Here is a 17,434-nt window from a genome sequence, read left to right as displayed (position 1 = left end):
GCGCTCCATATTGTCTTACTTCCTTTTTTGAATTACTGCATAGCACAATTGATTCGTACGACGCCGACTTAGATTAGTCGGCTTTTTTTTGCCTGTAGAATATCTGCGTCTACCCTTTAAGAGTCTGAATGACATTCTGGAGGGTAATATGAGCTGTCTTTTGACCTTACTATATCTACACTCGTCCTTGTCGGACCCGATTCCCACTGACCCTGTTCCCATTCCTGAGCCGCTTCCCCGTCCTCAGCCGATGCCCGACCCGCCGCCGGACGAAGAACCGATTAAAATGTCGCATCAAACGCCCGGATCTGCGAGGATACGCGCCTGCTGACTATGAGTCGTTACCGCGAGAGTAAATTGTGACCGCTTTTTCAACCCTGAATGTTTTGCCCGCCGCCCAGCTCAATAACCTTACTGAGCTGGGCTATCTTGAGATGACGCCTGTTCAGGCCGCAGCATTACCCGTCATTCTGGCGGGAAATGATGTGCGTGTGCAGGCCAGGACCGGTAGCGGCAAAACGGCGGCGTTTGGTCTTGGACTCTTGCATCGAATTGATGTCACTCTGTTCCAGACACAGGCGTTAGTGCTTTGTCCGACGCGGGAGCTGGCGGATCAGGTTGCCGGAGAGTTACGTCGCCTGGCCCGTTTTCTGCCAAATACCAAAATTCTGACCTTGTGTGGCGGGCAACCCTTTGGCGCACAGCGCGACTCGCTTCAGCACGCTCCTCATATCATTGTCGCGACGCCGGGGCGCCTGCTGGATCATTTACAAAAAGAAACCGTATCGCTGGATGCGCTGCATATTCTGGTAATGGATGAAGCTGACCGAATGCTGGACATGGGATTCAGTGACGCCATTGATGAGGTGATCCGCTTTGCGCCTGAGACGCGCCAGACGTTATTGTTTTCAGCAACCTGGCCTGACGCCATTTCGGCGATTAGCGGTCGTGTACAGCAGCAGCCAATACGTATTGAAATCGATACGGTAGATGCGCTACCGGCTATCGAACAACAGTTCTTCGAAACGTCTGCGCATGAAAAAATTTCGCTGCTACAAACGTTGCTTAGCCAGCATCAGCCAGCGTCCTGCGTGGTGTTTTGCAATACCAAAAAAGATTGTCAGGCTGTTTGTAATGCGCTTAATGCGGTAGGACAAAGCGCGTTGGCGCTCCACGGCGATCTGGAACAACGCGACCGCGACCAGACGTTGGTGCGTTTTGCAAATGGCAGCGCGCGCATTCTGGTTGCCACCGACGTTGCCGCGCGAGGATTAGACATTAAATCGCTCGAACTGGTGGTTAACTATGAACTGGCCTGGGACCCGGAGGTGCATGTCCATCGTATTGGCCGTACGGCGCGCGCGGGAAGCAGCGGTCTGGCGATCAGTTTCTGCGCGCCGGAAGAGGCGCAGCGGGCAAATATTCTTTCAGAAATGCTGCAACTCAAGCTGAACTGGCTGAATGCGCCCGCCCGGCAGCCGTTACTCCCTCTGGCCGCAGAGATGGCTACCCTATGCATTGACGGCGGCAAAAAAGCGAAAATGCGTCCGGGAGATATTTTAGGCGCGCTGACCGGCGATATTGGATTAGACGGGGCGGATATCGGCAAAATTAACGTGCATCCCATGCACGTTTACGTCGCCGTACGTCAAGCAGTAGCGCAAAAAGCCTGGAAGCAGTTGCAAAACGGGAAGATCAAAGGCAAGTCATGCCGGGTACGGCTATTAAAATGATCGATAGTATGGCGTCTCAGCGGAGTGCTGAGACGCCTGCAGATTATTTCACTTCGATAACATCAAGCCGCAACGCCTCTAAGGAGGTGTCATCTTCTTCCGGCTGCCAGCCAGCGGGCTGCAAGGGAATCTCTTCACGATCGAACGCTAAATCGCCGCCGTCGACGACCTCGGAACCGTGAGTGATCCCTTTGAAATCGAACAGGTTAGTGTCACAAAGGTGAGACGGCACGACATTCTGCATGGCGCTAAACATCGTCTCGATCCGTCCAGGATAGCGTTTATCCCAGTCGCGTAGCATGTCGGCAATCACCTGGCGTTGCAGGTTGGGTTGCGAACCGCACAGATTACAAGGAATGATAGGAAAGGCTTTGGCCTCAGCAAAACGGATAATATCTTTCTCGCGGCAGTAAGCCAGCGGGCGGATCACGATATGTTTGCCGTCATCGCTCATCAGCTTCGGCGGCATCCCTTTCATTTTTCCGCCATAGAACATATTCAGAAACAGGGTTTGCAGAATATCGTCGCGATGATGGCCCAGGGCGATTTTGGTCGCGCCCAGTTCAGTCGCAGTACGATACAGGATACCCCGCCGCAAACGCGAGCACAGCGAGCAGGTGGTTTTTCCTTCCGGAATCTTTTCTTTCACAATGCCATAGGTGTTTTCTTCGACGATTTTATATTCTACGCCCAGCTGCTCAAGGTAGGCTGGCAGGATATGCTCCGGGAAACCTGGCTGCTTTTGATCGAGGTTGACGGCGACCAGTGAAAAATTGATCGGGGCGCTTTGCTGCAAATTACGTAAAATTTCCAGCATCGTATAGCTATCTTTGCCGCCAGAAAGGCAAACCATAATGCGATCGCCTTCTTCAATCATATTAAAATCGGCAATCGCTTCGCCAACGTTACGGCGCAGGCGCTTTTGCAACTTGTTGAGGTTGTATTGCTCTTTTTTTGTATTCTTTTGAATTTCTTGCATTATTTCAGTTCTCTGGTACTAAATGGGGCAAATTGGGGGCAAACTTTGCAACTACGATAACCGCGCATTCAACATCGCTACCTGTTCGTCGTTCATGTCATCAATCCACATACCGTAAATTTCATACACCATCTGCGCAGTTTCATGCCCCATTTGGCCGGCTATAAATGCCGGGTTCGCTCCTGCCGTCAACAGCCAGCAGGCAAAAGTATGTCGCGTATGGTACGGATTACGGCGACGAATGCCAGCACGTTTTAATAGAGATAGTACCTTCGGATATTGTCAACTGTATACATCATGCAGCCAGGTCCGTTAAGAAGTGACGGGCTCAACTGAAATTCAGGCGCTGCTGCGTCCTGATGATGGTACGTTTCAAGTGGTTCCGTGGGGTGAACCGGGACAGGTGTAAAATGATATTCGGCACACCCTTTTTGCTCTTTTATTGGTGATATAAAATACGGTATCAGTATTTTATTATCTACTAAGATAGTGCAGAGTGTTTAATTATCGTTGGGTAAGATCAGTTTACCGTATACTATTTAAAATTTTCTTGCCTATTCTGGTGGTCGTATTGAATTAAAAATAGCCTGTTTCATATGTACAGTTCAGACAAATTATTTGCGATGAGAATTGCTACCTGATATCTACATCTTATGATGTATACCATAATTCTGGCTGGAGAACGTAATGCGTATAACAGTAAGTGATATATCAACCAGAGAATCACAGCAGACGGTACAGATACAAGCTATCAGAAGTTGGGATACCATACCGTACCTTTCAATGTTGGATGGACTTTATCAGGACGATATCTTTCATGAGCAAATATCTAATTTACCAGAAGAATATATTAAGCTGGATGAGATGGCCAAAGATGAAGAAAAGAACAGCTTAAATATTTATGAATTCTTCTTTGAGCCAACACATGAAATTATATGTGAAGAAATCCAATCAACATTGGATTTTTATTATTCAAATAGCGCAACCTTCCGTAGGCTGGTTAATTATAAAGTAGAGCGCAGTATCAATGACGATGTAAATACCAATAAATGCGAGGTAAAGATATCTCTAAATTACAGTTACGAAAATATTGATGGGGGGCGAGGATGTTTATCGCTTCCATTTGATCAAAACGGCTATCCAATCCCCCCTGACTTTCACAACTGTGTAAATGGAATCACATCAAAAAAATTGTTGTTAGATCTATTTCTAAAACATATTTTGCACGATCATTTAAATGCAAGCGGTGAAGTTGCAAACGTTTACGCCAATGTTATTTATAAAGAGATTGATCCCGCTGCAATTGCATATACATCGTCGTGTTTTTCTCAGGTAACGATGAGTGGTGAACATGAGCTATTTAATGTAGATAGCGTAACTGTTCCACCTAAAAGCACTGAGCAAATTATATTTGAGGGAAAGGAAATTCAAAAGCAAATTTTCTTATCTTCTCATAGCCGCAATCATCTTCAGCCAGTAACCATTCATAAAATGGACAGGAGTATTAAAAACATTGCAGTAACTGGTTTGTTATTATCATCAAGATTAGCAGTAACATCTGGTGATTATAGGATAAAAAATGGTAATTCAGAGGGTGAGAATGATTTTTTACCCGTTAAAGAATTACAGAGATATGAAAGGGCTCTCCCGGAGGATCATCCTGCCCCAAATACGGAGCCTCATCCGCTGGGTAAGGTGTTAGATGGTCTATTTGATCACTATACATCTGTTGCAGGAGGACACCTTGTCGCAGTACTCAAACTACTTGGAAAAGAACAAGAGGCAAATAGTTATAAAAGAGGCTATCATGAATTACTTGCATTTTCTCAAACTGGGCAGTGGACGCATGATGGAAGAGCTATTGCTGCTGAATATATGTTTAAAGGTCTTTTAGTTCATTTAAGTGATAAACTCATTATTCTCGGTGAGGGAAGTTTCGTTTCTTTTTTATCTTTTGTAAGAGAAAACATCCAACACCAATATAAAATATATGAGCTAATAGCGCGTGATATGCTGGTTCATCCTTTGCATTTCAGCACTGAGTCTGCACCACCCATGATAGACAGGCCTTTATGGACAATGGAAAGCCATTATACGAAAGTCCTGTATGAAAAGTTTCCTGACATTTCTGGTTCAAGCTTTGAGGTTTTCTATGGTAAGGAAGCTATTATTACAGCGTTAGAAATAGTATCTTTCGATAGACAAGAAAGAGGAAAGAGCGCTTTTAATAAAAAAAGGATGAGTCATCTTTATAAGCTAGTTCAATTAGTGATACACCATTTATCCAGCAATGGTGGTGCTAGAGTATTGCTTAGCCCTGAAGGCATAAAAAATAATTTTATTATTATGCGCCATATTATTTTTTGGTGTGCAAAGATAACGGGGCCAATTAACGATAAAAAAATAAACGCAATAGCAAGAAAAATTGTGGTTAATAATAAATTTTCCAACGGTGTTAAATCAATACTTCCCAAAAGCAACGATCCTTTAATTTCGTTAATGAAAGCCGCGATCAATAAGCAGCTAAACTGGGCGGAGAAATATTATCGAGCAGAGACTCATATGAAGGAACATATGCAGGAGTGTGACATTTTAGGACTAATGGACACCAACAAAATGGTGCGAGAGGCCGTTATTGGGCTTATTCACGAGATCAGTGATATTGCGCAAAGCAGCTGGCTGACATTAGAAGAACAACATGAGAGACAGGCTCAGGCTCTCGAATCGTTCAAGGAGAAGCTTTCCTCCATGAATGGCGGGCAAGAATTCGTTTATGCATTTAATAAGATTATTCAGGAGGGGTTGGGAGGATTAATTGAGCTGAGTTTTGATCTTGATGATACTATACATCATCGCACAACTTCCTCATTAAGTCCGGCTGCAAGGGCAGGACTTCACCTCTTAGGAACGGTCTGGAATATTGTAATGGGTCTTGTCCCTGGTTTTAACGCTCTGGCTGGTACCAGCAGTATTCTTAACCGGGCTGTTGTGGAAAACTCTGCGGATGTATGCGGTTACGTACAGGATATTGTACGTATTGGTATGGAGGCTGTTCCTGTTGCTGGAGCGAAGTTCACAGAAAGAGCGGCAAATGCAAAGTATACGGGCCTCCGATTTGTTGAAGATAAAATACAAAGAGGTGTAGTACGAGCGCCGATTCAAAAGGGGAGTAATTATAAAACTATAGAGTCAATAGAAAATACAGATTTTATTTATCAAAAGAGTAGTCAGAAAGTTCTTGAGTTAGGTCCAGCGGGAAACGATGGGCTCTATCGCGCTACAGGTTTTGATAAACAAACGTATGGTTATTACAAACCGTCAGGAGAAGGCTTTTACAGAAAACAAGCTTCATATCCACCGCTGTCATCGGAAGCGCCTAATACGATAAAATATGGCGACAGAGAGCTCGTTTTAACTAAAGAACCCGGTTCAGAAACGTATCGGGCAACCTATTCGGATAGCGGAAAAGATTCAGCCATGATATTTTACCGATCTTCTGATGGAAGATTTTATCAGGCGTCTGGGCTGAAAGGTGGGGGGCTTATTCGCCATATTGATAAGCCTTATTCAGAGTTAAGAGAAGGAGACGCGGGTTATGATGAAGAACTTCTGGATATTACGGATGATTCCCCCCTACTGGAAGACATACTGTCCTCCCTGTCAGAAGATTTATACCCTACATCAGAAGAAAATGTACAAGGTATTTATAAGAAATACCAGAGTGGGGATGCTGCAGCAGGGGAGACCGAAGTGGTATTATGCCGAGGTACAATAGGTCCGCAGGCTGAAAATATTGTTAGTTTTAAAACAGCAGACGGTATTGAGGGGGGCGATGTAGAGGTATTGCCTGTCTCTGCTGAAATAGCCAAAGAGCAGGTTCGAAGTGGAAGAATCGTACCTGAATATACCACCGATCTTAGTGTTGCAGACAGGTTCAGCAGGGAACATTATCTTATTATCGTTAGGGTAAAAGTCAAATATCTTACACGAGGTAGCGTCAGTGAAAGCGGCTGGGTTATGCCAAAAAAAACACCAGTGGACCCTGTTGGTATAATTGACAGGACATATGGTAAAGCAGAAAATACGGGGCAGGCAAACGCTTCTAAGTAATCATAAATCCTGAACAAGTTTATTGTTTTTATCTCTTGTGTATGAAAGATTGCTTTTATACTTTAAATAATTCGACTTGCAGGAAGGCGGCAAGTGAGCGGATCCCCAGGAGCTTACTCAAGTAAGTGACTGGGGTAAGGGAACGCAGCCGCAGCACATGCAACCTGAAGTATGTTATGGCGAGATACGCAACGGGTCAAAAGCGTCTTTATTCTGTCATCCGTATTAATTAAGATGTCACCACGACCCGAAAAATATCGGAACGAAGAGATGTATGACTAAAGAAGCTGTAATCTTTCTATTTATCGCCATCGTGGTAGAAGTTATCGCCACGATCTCATTAAAATTATCGGATAGTTTTACGCGTCTGGTACCGAGCCTCGTTACCATCATCGGATATTGTATCGCGTTCTGGTGCCTTACCATCCCAATGCGAACCATCCCTGCTGGTATCATTTATGCCATTTGGTCTGGGGTAGGGATTGTTCTTATTGGATTGATAGGATGGTTGTTTCTTGGCCAAAAACTGGATGTGCCGGCTATTATTGGCATGTTGCTTATCATCTGCGGCGTAATCGTAATCAATCTGTTTTCAAAAAGCGTCAGTCACTAGGCGATGATGATGGTTGATTTGAGCCCGCACTCTCTTATGCGGGCTCGGGTATTTAGCGCACCACCAGTACGGAGCATTCCGCATGACGCACAACGGCTGCGGCGTTGGAACCCAACAGATAGGTAGTAATATCCGGACGATGCGAGGCGATAATCACCATATCGGCCGGTAATTTTTTTGCCATTTCCAGAATCTTATCTTTAGGAGAGCCTTCTGCAACGTGCGCCTGCACGCGGTCCGCGGGAAGGTTGAATTTCTTGATAATCGCTTCCAGTTGAGATTTGGCTTCGGCTTTCAAATCGTCCATTGCGGGGAGCTCTGCTGAATAAGCCAGTCCCAGTGAAGCGTAATAGGGCAAAGACGGGATTACAGTCAAAAAGTGCACTTTAGCGTCGTCAATCTTTGCTTCGGCTTCAACATGTGAAATCACGCGTTGAGTTAATTCTGAATCTGAAATATCGATGGGTACAAGAATCGTTCTGTTCATAAAACCTCCTGTTTAAGTATCCACTGAAATTCTACTCCCTAAAGGCACTTTATGTACAATGACATACGTCACATTTTAGGTGCTGCTCCACGATACTCTGCGGGGACTACCAACAGGGGAGGACGGCGTAATATTAAGCGCATTCCCCGTAAATAATCAGCGAGTTGACGTTAAAACGTTATTTCTGCCTTGTCAGGAAAGACCTAAAAAGAGATGTTACCGTTTAATTCAATAATTAATGAAATAATTCGCAGTGAAATAGATATAATTTATACGAATGCTTTTGGGAGTATTATACGAAATAAAAATTATACAATATCATTCGGTTACGATATTCTACGCCTGTTATATGCCTTTATTGTCACATATTCATTTTGTCGCTGGGCCATTGCGTTAACCTTTGCTTTCCAGCGTATAAATTGACAAGCCCGAACGAATGTTCGGGCTTTTTTTGTTTCCAGGCTAATCCTTAGAATATTTTTTAATCTGCGCCGGATTTTTCCGCTTTTCCTGCCAGCAAGGCAAGAAAGTCATAGCGTTTTTGCAAATCCAATGCGGCATCTCGCCATAATTGTTCAGCTACTTCAGGCTGTTGCGCATTCAGGCGACGGAAACGCTGTTCATTAAGCAACGTTTCCGCCAGGGCATCAGACGGTGGCCGAGAGTCCAGCGCCAGCGGCGGTTTGCCTTCATCCGCACGGCGGGGATCAAAGCGGTATAACGGCCAGAAACCGGTCGCCGTTAACTGGCGCATCTGGTCATGGCTTAGCGCCAGATCGTAACCATGTTCCTCACAGGGGCTATAGGCAATGATCAGCGACGGTCCTGGCCAGGCTTCGGCCTCCTGGATGGCTTTCACCGTCTGGTTTAACTGCGCGCCCAGCGAAATTTGCGCGACATAAACATGACCATACATCATCATGCTGACGCCAAGATCTTTACGGGCTTTACGCTTGCCATGTTCGCCAAATTTAGTGACGGCGCCAAGCGGCGTCGCCTTCGACGCCTGGCCGCCAGTATTGGAGTAACACTGCGTATCCAGAACCAGAATATTGACATTCTCCGTCAGGCTTAGCACATGGTCTAAACCGCCAAAGCCGATGTCGTATGCCCAACCATCGCCGCCAATCAGCCAGATTGATTTTTCTACCAGCGCATCAGCATCCTTTAACAGTTCCTCTGCGCCCGCAACCGATTTCAGATGTTGGCGTAATGCGGCGACCTGCTCACGCCGAACGTCAGGCGTTGCTTCGGTATGCAGAGCATCGTTTAATTCCGCCGGAATGCGATCGGCGAATTGCGCCAGTAAACGCATGACGCGCGCCCGGTGCTGATCCACGCTCAGACGGAAACCGAGACCAAATTCCGCGTTATCTTCAAATAACGAATTCGCCCATGCCGGGCCGCGTCCGTTGGCATCGGTGGTATAAGGCGTTGAGGGCAAATTACCGCCGTAAATAGAGGAACACCCTGTGGCGTTAGCGATTAACATTCTGTCGCCATATAACTGAGTCAGCAGTTTTATATACGGCGTTTCACCGCAGCCGGAACAGGCGCCGGAATATTCAAACAGCGGCGTAATGAGCTGCGATGTGCGGATATCAATCCGTTCCAGTTTGCTGCGATCGATTTCCGGTAAGTCGAGGAAAAAGTCATAATTCACTTTCTCTTCTTCCACATGCTCAAGGCGCGACATCATGTTAATCGCCTTGATCTGTGGATTTTGCCGATCTTTAGCCGGGCAGACCTCTACGCATAAATTACAGCCAGTACAGTCTTCCGGCGCGACCTGCAGCACATATTTCTGGCCGCGCATATCGCGGGACTTCACGTCCAGCGAATGCAGACTGGCTGGCGCGTTCTCCATCGCCTGCGGGGAAACGACTTTCGCACGAATCGCCGAGTGAGGGCAGGCGGCGACGCAGTGATTACATTGTGTACACAGCTCCTCTTTCCAGACAGGAATCTCTTCGGCGATATTGCGTTTTTCCCAGCGGGTGGTGCCCATCGGCCATGTTCCGTCCGGCGGCAGGGCGGAAACAGGCAGTGCGTCGCCGAGGCCCGCCAACATGGCAGCGGTAACGGTTTTCACGAAATCCGGCGCGGCGTCGGAGACAACCGGCGGGCGATGCGCGCTGTGCGGATTAACCGCCTGCAACGGCACTTCCGCCAGCGATTCCTGCGCCAGAGCCAATGCCTGCCAGTTACGCTCAACCAGATCCTGACCTTTGCTGCTATAGCTTTTGGCAATCGCGCCCTGCAGCTCAACCAGGGCGCTATCGCCCGGAAGAATATGCGTCAGGTGGAAGAAAGCCATTTGCATGACGGTATTGATGCGGGCGCCAAGTCCACATTCGCGGGCGATTTTCGCCGCGTTAACCACGTAAAAACGCGCCTTTTTCTGATTCAACACCGCCTGAACTTCTTGCGGCAGACGCGACCAGACCTCGTCGGCGCTGTACGGCGTATTAAGCAGAAAGATACCGCCGGGCTTTAGACGCTCCGCCATCTGATATTTATCGATAAACTGTAATTGATGGCAGCCGACAAAATCCGCCTGAGCAATTAAGTAAGCGGAACGAATGGGTTTTTCGCTGACGCGCAGGTGCGATACCGTGAGCCCACCAGCTTTTTTAGAGTCATAAACGAAATAACCTTGCGCATACCACGGTGTAGAATTACCGATAATTTTAATATTATTTTTCGTGGCGGATACGCTGCCGTCGCTTCCCAGACCGTAAAATAACGCTTCAAGTTTAGCGCTGCCGGGCAGGGTATTTTCCGGTAATGGCAGCGAGAGGTTAGTAACGTCATCATAAATGCCCACCGTAAACCGTGGCTTGGGTTTCGCATGGCTGAGTTCATTAAAGACCGCCAGTACACACGCCGGGCCGAACTCTTTGGATGATAGCCCATAACGGCCGCCAATGGTGCGCGGCAACGTTTCGCGCTCGCCATTATTAAAGGCCTCCGCCAGTGCGGTCATCACGTCCAGATAAAGCGGCTCGGCTTGGGCGCCAGGCTCTTTGGTGCGATCGAGCACGGCGATAGCGCGAACGGTTTCCGGTAATGCCTGTAACAAATGTTTGGCGGAGAAGGGACGGAACAGACGGACTTTCAGAACGCCAACCTTTTCTCCGCGTATCAGTAGCTCGTCCACGACCTCTTCGCAGGTGCCGAGGGCGGAGCCCATCATAATGATGACGCGTTCAGCCTGGGGATGGCCATAATATTCAAATGGCTGGTAGTGGCGGCCCGTAGCGTCGCCAAATGCCCTCATCGCCTCTTCAACATGATCATAAACGGCGTTGTACCACGGGTTGGTCGCTTCGCGAGACTGGAAGTAGGTGTCCGGATTCGCTGAAGTTCCACGAATCACCGGATGTTCCGGATTCAGCGCGCGGGCGCGGTGAGCGTCGATCTCCGCCTGCGGCATCAGGTTCAGAATGGTTTCATCCGTTAGCGGTATAATTTTGTTGATTTCATGCGATGTACGGAAGCCATCAAAAAAATGAATAAACGGAACGCGGCTTTTCAGCGTAGCCCTGTGTGCGATCAGCGCAAAATCCTGCGCTTCCTGAACGCTGGCGGCGCATAACATCGCGCAGCCTGTCTGGCGGACCGCCATCACATCGGAATGGTCGCCAAAAATAGAAAGCGCGTGTGTGGCGACGGTGCGCGCGGCAACGTGCAGTACAAACGGCGTGAGCTGCCCCGCCAGTTTATACAGCGTTGGAATCATCAGCAGCAGCCCCTGCGATGATGTAAATGACGTAGAAAGCGAACCGGTTTGTAACGCACCGTGAACGGCGGCGATCGCTCCGCCTTCCGACTGCATCTCTACCACACGCGGCGTATCGCCCCAGACATTTTTAAGCCCATTACCGGCCCAGGCATCCGCTTGTTCAGCCATTGTTGAACTGGGCGTAATCGGGTAAATGGCGATAACCTCGCTGGTACGGAACGCCACCGACGCTACCGCGCCATTACCGTCAATTGTTTGCATATGACACCCTTACATTGCGCAAAAAAGAGGGACACGCATAATCGTGAGCGCATCCTGTAGTTATCCTTTTATTTTAGCAAAGCCCTTCAAGCCCCATTTTCGCTTTTGTGTCCCTGGCGGGAGGAGAATGGCGATTTCTTGCCGAAAAGACGTAAAAAATTGCCAATAAATGTTAATGAAGCGCATAAATGCGCGCTTTGCCTCTCGACGCGTCAGTTTCTGCTGCCTATTATTTAGGGCGGTGTCGTTTGGATGAATAAACAGAGGGGAGAGAAATGCGCGCAGCGTTTTGGGTGGGATGTGCCGCGTTATTATTGTCGGCTTGCAGTAGCGAACCTGTTCAGCAGGCAACCGCGGCGCATGTTTCGCCAGGGATGAAAGCGGCGATGTCCAGCGCCGGCGAAGCGAATTGCGCTATGATTGGCGGTTCGCTTTCAGCGGCCCGGCAGCTTGATGGTTCAGTAATTGGTATGTGCGCGCTACCCAACGGCAAACGTTGTAGCGAACAGTCGCTTGCCGCCGGAAGCTGCGGGAGTTATTAAGCGCGGCGTTTCGCCTGACGCGTATAACTTTTCACTTAATGGCTTAGTGCGCTAAATCCGCCAGTTTATACATTAGCGTTGTTTCTGCCGTCGCCAGCGTTAATTGGTTCGCGGTTAAATCGACCTGTGCGCCTTTGCTGAAGAGCTCGCTGAGGGTACCGTCCAGCGCATTAAGCTGCGGATCGGCGCACATCATTCGGGTCATCGCTAAATTTTTCACTTTTAATTCGCCGTCCGACAGTTTTCCTTCGCCGGTGAATTGATTGCACATTTTGCCGGATACCGTCATGTCCTCGCCAAAGCTGAGCTCCGGGCCGGTGACCGTTTTACCGTTTACGCTTTCCAGAACAAAGCGGTGGTGCTCCAGTTGCTCGCGTTTGACGGACACTTTTCCACTGCTCACACACCCCGTCATTATGATGCTCAGGGCGACCAGCGTGACGATTTTCTTCATTGATATTCTCTGTAATCTGATAGTTAACACTGACTATAGTAATAATATGACCGGATAGATCTTCAGGGGTTATCCGAAAATGCTCCCCTGAGCGCAGGGGAGCGACAGGATTAGAACAGCGCGTTCGGGCAGGCTTCGCCCTTCTCAAGCTGGCTTAAGTTTTGTAGCGTGGTTTCAGAGATGCTGATCAGCGCTTCTGCGGTCAGGAATGCCTGGTGCCCCGTAAACAGTACGTTATGGCAGGCCGACAGACGGCGGAAAACATCATCCTGGATAACATCGTTTGACTTATCTTCAAAGAACAGGTCGCGTTCGTTTTCATACACATCCATCCCCAGCGAGCCGATTTTCTGATTCTTCAGAGCTTCGATAGCCGCCTGGGAATCAATCAGCGCGCCACGACTGGTATTAATGACCATAACGCCATTTTTCATTTGATCGAATGCCGCATGGTTCAGTAAATGGTAGTTTTCCGGCGTGAGCGGGCAGTGCAGGGAAATGACATCCGATTCGGCAAACAACGTTTGCAGATCCACATACTCGACGCCGAGGTCAAGCGCGGCGGTGCTGGGATAGGGATCAAACGCCAGTAAACGCATTCCGAAGCCTTTCAGGATACGCAGCGCGGCGACGCCGATTTTACCGGTACCAATGACGCCAGCGGTTTTTCCGTGCATGGTAAAGCCGGTCAGCCCCTCAAGGGAAAAGTTAGCGTCGCGGGTGCGTTGATAAGCGCGGTGAATACGGCGGTTCAATGTCATCATCATGCCAATCGCATGTTCAGCGACGGCTTCCGGAGAATAAGCCGGTACGCGCACCACCTGCAAACCGAGTTCTTTAGCGGCATCCAGGTCGACATTATTAAATCCGGCGCAACGCAGCGCGATGTATTTCACGCCGTGTTTTTTCAGCTCTTCCAGTACCGGTCGGCTCCCGTCGTCATTCACGAAGATACAAACTGCTTCACATCCATTGGCGGTTTTCGCCGTTTTCTCGGTTAGCAGAAAATCAAAAAACTCCAGTTCAAAACCGAACGCTTCGTTCACTTGCTGTAGATATTTCTTGTCATACTGTTTGGTACTATAGACGGCGAGTTTCATATGACCTTCTCCAGTGATGTTAGAATCACACAAATATACTTAAAATTATCTTACAAAAAATCAAAAATAATTGATAGTCATACATATAATGAATAATTTTAGGTTATCATTCTCCACAACGCCTCAAATAGCCGGAGGGCGCCCCTGCAACATGAACTATTAGGCTATGTACGGGCAATCATGCCAAAATAAAGAGATAGCCGACTGAATTTTTCGTTAAATCAGGAAATTAATGGCCCATGAAGGGTAAATATAAAGCCGCCCTTGCGCTACTGTTACTGCTGATTCTTGTCCCTCTGACGCTACTGATGACCCTCGGGCTGTGGGTTCCCACTCTGGCGGGAATTTGGCTACCCGTCGGTACCCGTATCGCTCTGGAACAAAGTCCACGCTTGACACGTCATGGGTTAGTGATTCCCGATCTTCGCTATCTGGTCAATGATTGTTCGTTAGCGCATATTACCCAGGCGGAACTGACGCATCCCAGCCGTTGGTTGCTGAATATTAAAAGCCTTAAACTGGATGCCGCGTGCCTGGCGAAACTGCCCGCTTCGGAAGCTTCTCCCGCCGCGCCGCGTACGCTGGCGCAGTGGCAGTCAATGCTGCCCAATACCTGGATTAACATTGATAATGTCATTCTCGCGCCCTGGCCGGAATGGCAGGGCAAGCTGGCGATCTCCATGACGCCGCTCATTCAGCAGATACGTTATCAGGGCGAAAAAGTAAAATTTCAAGGGCAGTTACGCGGTCAGGCATTGACGGTGAGCCAACTGGAGATCGCCGCGCTGGCCAACCAGCCTCCCGTTAGCCTGGCGGGGGAGTTTATGTTGCCGCTGGTACCGGATGGCCTGCCGGTCAGCGGTCATGCGGCAGCGACCTTGCGTCTGCCGCAGGAGCCGTCGCTGGTGGATGCGGAACTGGAGTGGCGTGATAACGCCGGACAGCTCATCGTGATGGCGCGAGGTAATCCTGACCCGATTCTCGATCTCCCCTGGGCGGTAACGCGTCAGCGGCTTACCATCAGCGATGGCCGCTGGAACTGGCCATATCAGGGATTCCCCTTGAGCGGACGTCTGGCTTTTAATATCGATAACTGGCAAGCCGGGCCGGATAATGCACGAGTCAGCGGACGCCTGAATATTCTGACCCAGGGCGATGCCGGTAAAGCGAACGCTGTACTGACTATCGGCCCGGGAAAACTCAGCATGGACAGCAGTGAGATGCCTCTACAGCTTACCGGCGAGGCTAAACAGAAGGATTTAATCTTTTATGCCGTATTGCCCGCTATGTTCCGCGGCAGTCTGGCCGATCCGCAGCTCACCTTTGCACCTGGCGCATTGCTACGCTCGCGCGGACGGGTGATTGATGCGTTAGATATTGATGAAATTCGTTGGCCGCTGGCGGGCGTTAAGGTGACGCCGCGCGGCGTTGATGGTCGATTACAGGCTATTTTACGGGCGCACGAAAATGAGATGGGCGATTTCGTTCTTCATCTTGATGGCCTGGCGAATGATTTTCTCCCTGATGCTGGTCGCTGGCGTTGGCGCTATTGGGGGCAAGGAAGCTTTACACCAATGCGCGCCCGCTGGGATATTGCCGGACAGGGCGAATGGCATGATAACACCATCAGGTTGACCAGTTTGTCCACCGGCTTTGATCAGTTGCACTATGGCGCAATGACCGTCACATCGCCAAGACTGGCGCTGAATAAACCTATTGTCTGGGTTCGCGACGCCACAACGCCGTCGCTACAGGGCGCGCTGTCTCTGGAGGCGGGAAAAACCGTATTTACCAGCGGGAGCGTGCTGCCGCCTTCTACCATTAATTTTAGCGTTGAAGGGCGCGAGCCAACCCTGTTCCAGTTTAAAGGCGACCTTCGGGCGGGGGCGATAGGGCCGGTACGGCTGAATGGGCGCTGGGATGGCGAACGCCTTCGCGGACAGGCCTGGTGGCCGAAGCAGTCGCTTATCGTTTTCCAGCCGTTGCTTCCACCAGACTGGAAAATGACGCTGCGCGAAGGCTCACTGTATGCGCAGGTGGCTTTTTCCGCCGCACAGGGGCAGGGGTTTGAAGCAGGTGGACACGGCGTGTTAAAAGGCGGTAGCGCCTGGATGCCGGATAACAAAATCAACGGCGTCGATTTCATTCTGCCATTTCGCTTCCACAACGGCGCGTGGCAATTGGGGACGCGCGGGCCCGTCTCGCTGCGTATTGCCGGGATAGTCAACCAGGTCACGGCGAAAAATATCACCGCTGATTTACAGGGCGGTTATCCCTGGAGCGAGTCGAATCCATTACTGCTAAGCGATGTCAGCGTAGACGTGCTGGGCGGTCAAATCATTATGAAACAGTTGCGAATGCCGCAGCACGACCCGGCGCTTTTGCGGGTGCAAAATATTTCATCCAGCGAATTGATTAGCGCCATAAATCCAAAGCAATTCGCCATGTCTGGTCCGGTTAGCGGCGCGCTGCCGCTGTGGCTGAACAATGAAAAATGGATAATCAAAGATGGCTGGCTTACGAATCCCGGGCCAATGACGTTGCGCATCGATAAAGATACTGCGGATGCGGTGGTGAAGGATAATGTCACGGCAGGCTCGGCGATCAACTGGTTACGTTATATGGAGATTACGCATTCGTGGACGAAAATTAACGTTGATAACCTGGGCGTACTAACGATGCAGGCGGCCATTACCGGCAAAAGCCGGGTAGATGGTAAAACCGCGATCGTTAACTTGAACTATACCCATGAAGAAAATGTGTTTACGCTGTGGCGCAGTTTGCGTTTTGGCGACAATTTACAGGCATGGCTTGAACAAAATACAGCGTTGCCGCAACCTCCTTGCCGGAAAGACAAGGACTGTGAGGATAAATAATGAAAATGAGTATTGCCATGCTGTCAGCGCTTGCGTCATTTATCGTGGTGGGCTGCACGCCACGTATTGAAGTCGCCGCGCCGGAACAGCCGATTACCATCAACATGAATGTAAAGATCGAGCATGAAATACATATCAAAGTCGATAAAGATGTTGAAGAACTCCTGAAATCACGCAGCGATCTATTCTGAGGCCATAATGAAAAAGTATTTAATGCTATGGGTGCTGACGCTGAGCTTGCTCACACCTTCTGTGTGGGCCTTAACCCTGGACGAAGCGCGCACGCAGGGCCGGGTTGGGGAAACGCTGAATGGCTATCTGGTGGCCTTAAAGAATGATGCCGAAACCCAGAAACTGGTGCTTGATATTAATCATGCCCGTCGCGCCAGTTATCAGCAGTTAGCGGATAGCAATCATCTTCCCGTGGATGAGGTGGCGAAGATGGCAGGGCAAAAACTGGTTGAGCGCGCCAGGCCGGGAGAATATGTCCAGGGAATTAATGGCAAATGGATGCGTAAATAACCGCTTTTCGAC

Annotated in this window: 14 protein-coding genes and 1 pseudogene; 8 read left to right on the top strand and 7 right to left on the bottom strand. The window is 49.2% G+C overall.

The window, feature by feature from the left end:
* Window positions 1-148 precede the first annotated feature (148 nt).
* Complete coding sequence (ynaL, locus tag NA624_RS03120) at window positions 149-331, top strand: proline-rich small protein YnaL (protein WP_001670836.1); 183 nt, start codon at window positions 149-151, stop codon at window positions 329-331.
* A 28-nt stretch (window positions 332-359) separates the two neighbouring features.
* Window positions 360-1,733 carry an ATP-dependent RNA helicase DbpA gene (gene dbpA, locus NA624_RS03115; protein ID WP_000123698.1) on the top strand — a complete coding sequence of 458 codons (1,374 nt, stop codon included), beginning with the start codon at window positions 360-362 and terminating at the stop codon, window positions 1,731-1,733.
* Window positions 1,734-1,776: 43 nt separating this feature from the next.
* On the opposite strand, the gene ttcA is transcribed toward dbpA, so the two are convergent.
* Both ttcA and NA624_RS03105 read right to left on the bottom strand, forming a co-directional pair.
* Window positions 1,777-2,712, bottom strand: coding sequence for a tRNA 2-thiocytidine(32) synthetase TtcA (ttcA, locus tag NA624_RS03110; RefSeq protein ID WP_001156210.1), 936 nt, complete (start codon window positions 2,710-2,712; stop codon window positions 1,777-1,779).
* Window positions 2,713-2,763: 51 nt separating this feature from the next.
* Window positions 2,764-2,970 (bottom strand): annotated as a pseudogene (locus NA624_RS03105) (tyrosine-type recombinase/integrase); the annotation flags it as partial.
* Between the two features lie 429 nt (window positions 2,971-3,399).
* Between NA624_RS03105 and NA624_RS03100 the strand changes: the two are divergent.
* Together NA624_RS03100 and NA624_RS03095 are read left to right on the top strand one after the other, a co-directional pair.
* Entirely contained in the window at window positions 3,400-6,822 is a 3,423-nt protein-coding gene (locus tag NA624_RS03100) for a DUF4765 family protein (RefSeq protein WP_439040249.1), read from the top strand.
* Between the two features lie 274 nt (window positions 6,823-7,096).
* Window positions 7,097-7,435 (top strand): SMR family transporter, encoded by a 339-nt coding sequence (locus NA624_RS03095; RefSeq protein ID WP_000159242.1) that lies wholly within the window; start codon window positions 7,097-7,099, stop codon window positions 7,433-7,435.
* Between the two features lie 52 nt (window positions 7,436-7,487).
* On the opposite strand, the gene uspF is transcribed toward NA624_RS03095, so the two are convergent.
* From uspF to NA624_RS03080, 3 genes are all read right to left on the bottom strand, one after another.
* Window positions 7,488-7,922 (bottom strand): universal stress protein UspF, encoded by a 435-nt coding sequence (gene uspF, locus NA624_RS03090; RefSeq protein ID WP_001082296.1) that lies wholly within the window; start codon window positions 7,920-7,922, stop codon window positions 7,488-7,490.
* Between the two features lie 481 nt (window positions 7,923-8,403).
* Window positions 8,404-11,928 (bottom strand): pyruvate:ferredoxin (flavodoxin) oxidoreductase, encoded by a 3,525-nt coding sequence (gene nifJ / locus NA624_RS03085; RefSeq protein ID WP_001193258.1) that lies wholly within the window; start codon window positions 11,926-11,928, stop codon window positions 8,404-8,406.
* Window positions 11,929-11,988: 60 nt separating this feature from the next.
* Window positions 11,989-12,300 carry a hypothetical protein gene (locus NA624_RS03080; RefSeq protein WP_031601775.1) on the bottom strand — a complete coding sequence of 104 codons (312 nt, stop codon included), beginning with the start codon at window positions 12,298-12,300 and terminating at the stop codon, window positions 11,989-11,991.
* On the opposite strand from NA624_RS03080, the gene NA624_RS03075 reads away from it, so the two are divergent.
* Window positions 12,204-12,470, top strand: coding sequence for a putative hemolysin (locus tag NA624_RS03075; RefSeq protein WP_001200680.1), 267 nt, complete (start codon window positions 12,204-12,206; stop codon window positions 12,468-12,470). The genes NA624_RS03080 and NA624_RS03075 overlap by 97 nt on opposite strands.
* 43 nt (window positions 12,471-12,513) lie before the next feature.
* Here the strand turns inward: NA624_RS03075 and hslJ are convergent, their stop codons facing one another.
* Both hslJ and ldhA read right to left on the bottom strand, forming a co-directional pair.
* Window positions 12,514-12,924 (bottom strand): heat shock protein HslJ, encoded by a 411-nt coding sequence (hslJ, locus tag NA624_RS03070; RefSeq protein WP_000725242.1) that lies wholly within the window; start codon window positions 12,922-12,924, stop codon window positions 12,514-12,516.
* Window positions 12,925-13,034: 110 nt separating this feature from the next.
* Complete coding sequence (gene ldhA / locus NA624_RS03065) at window positions 13,035-14,024, bottom strand: D-lactate dehydrogenase (protein WP_000762206.1); 990 nt, start codon at window positions 14,022-14,024, stop codon at window positions 13,035-13,037.
* A 239-nt stretch (window positions 14,025-14,263) separates the two neighbouring features.
* Here ldhA and NA624_RS03060 point away from each other — a divergent pair, with 239 nt between their 5' ends.
* From NA624_RS03060 to NA624_RS03050, 3 genes are read left to right on the top strand one after another with little or no spacing between them, the layout of a single operon-like run.
* The gene (locus tag NA624_RS03060) at window positions 14,264-16,900 is read left to right on the top strand and encodes a YdbH family protein (RefSeq protein WP_000677022.1); all 2,637 of its coding nucleotides are present in this window, start codon (window positions 14,264-14,266) and stop codon (window positions 16,898-16,900) included.
* Complete coding sequence (locus tag NA624_RS03055) at window positions 16,900-17,091, top strand: YnbE family lipoprotein (protein ID WP_000784063.1); 192 nt, start codon at window positions 16,900-16,902, stop codon at window positions 17,089-17,091. Before NA624_RS03060 ends, NA624_RS03055 begins: the two co-directional genes overlap by 1 nt.
* Before the next feature lie 7 nt (window positions 17,092-17,098).
* Window positions 17,099-17,422, top strand: coding sequence for a YdbL family protein (locus NA624_RS03050; RefSeq protein WP_000760414.1), 324 nt, complete (start codon window positions 17,099-17,101; stop codon window positions 17,420-17,422).
* The last annotated feature ends 12 nt before the right edge of the window (window positions 17,423-17,434 follow it).

It is taken from the genome of Salmonella sp. NW38 (genome assembly GCF_051807745.1).
Lineage (GTDB): Bacteria > Pseudomonadota > Gammaproteobacteria > Enterobacterales > Enterobacteriaceae > Salmonella > Salmonella enterica.
Note: the sequence above shows the minus strand (reverse complement) of the source record. Positions and strands in the feature narration are given on the sequence as shown.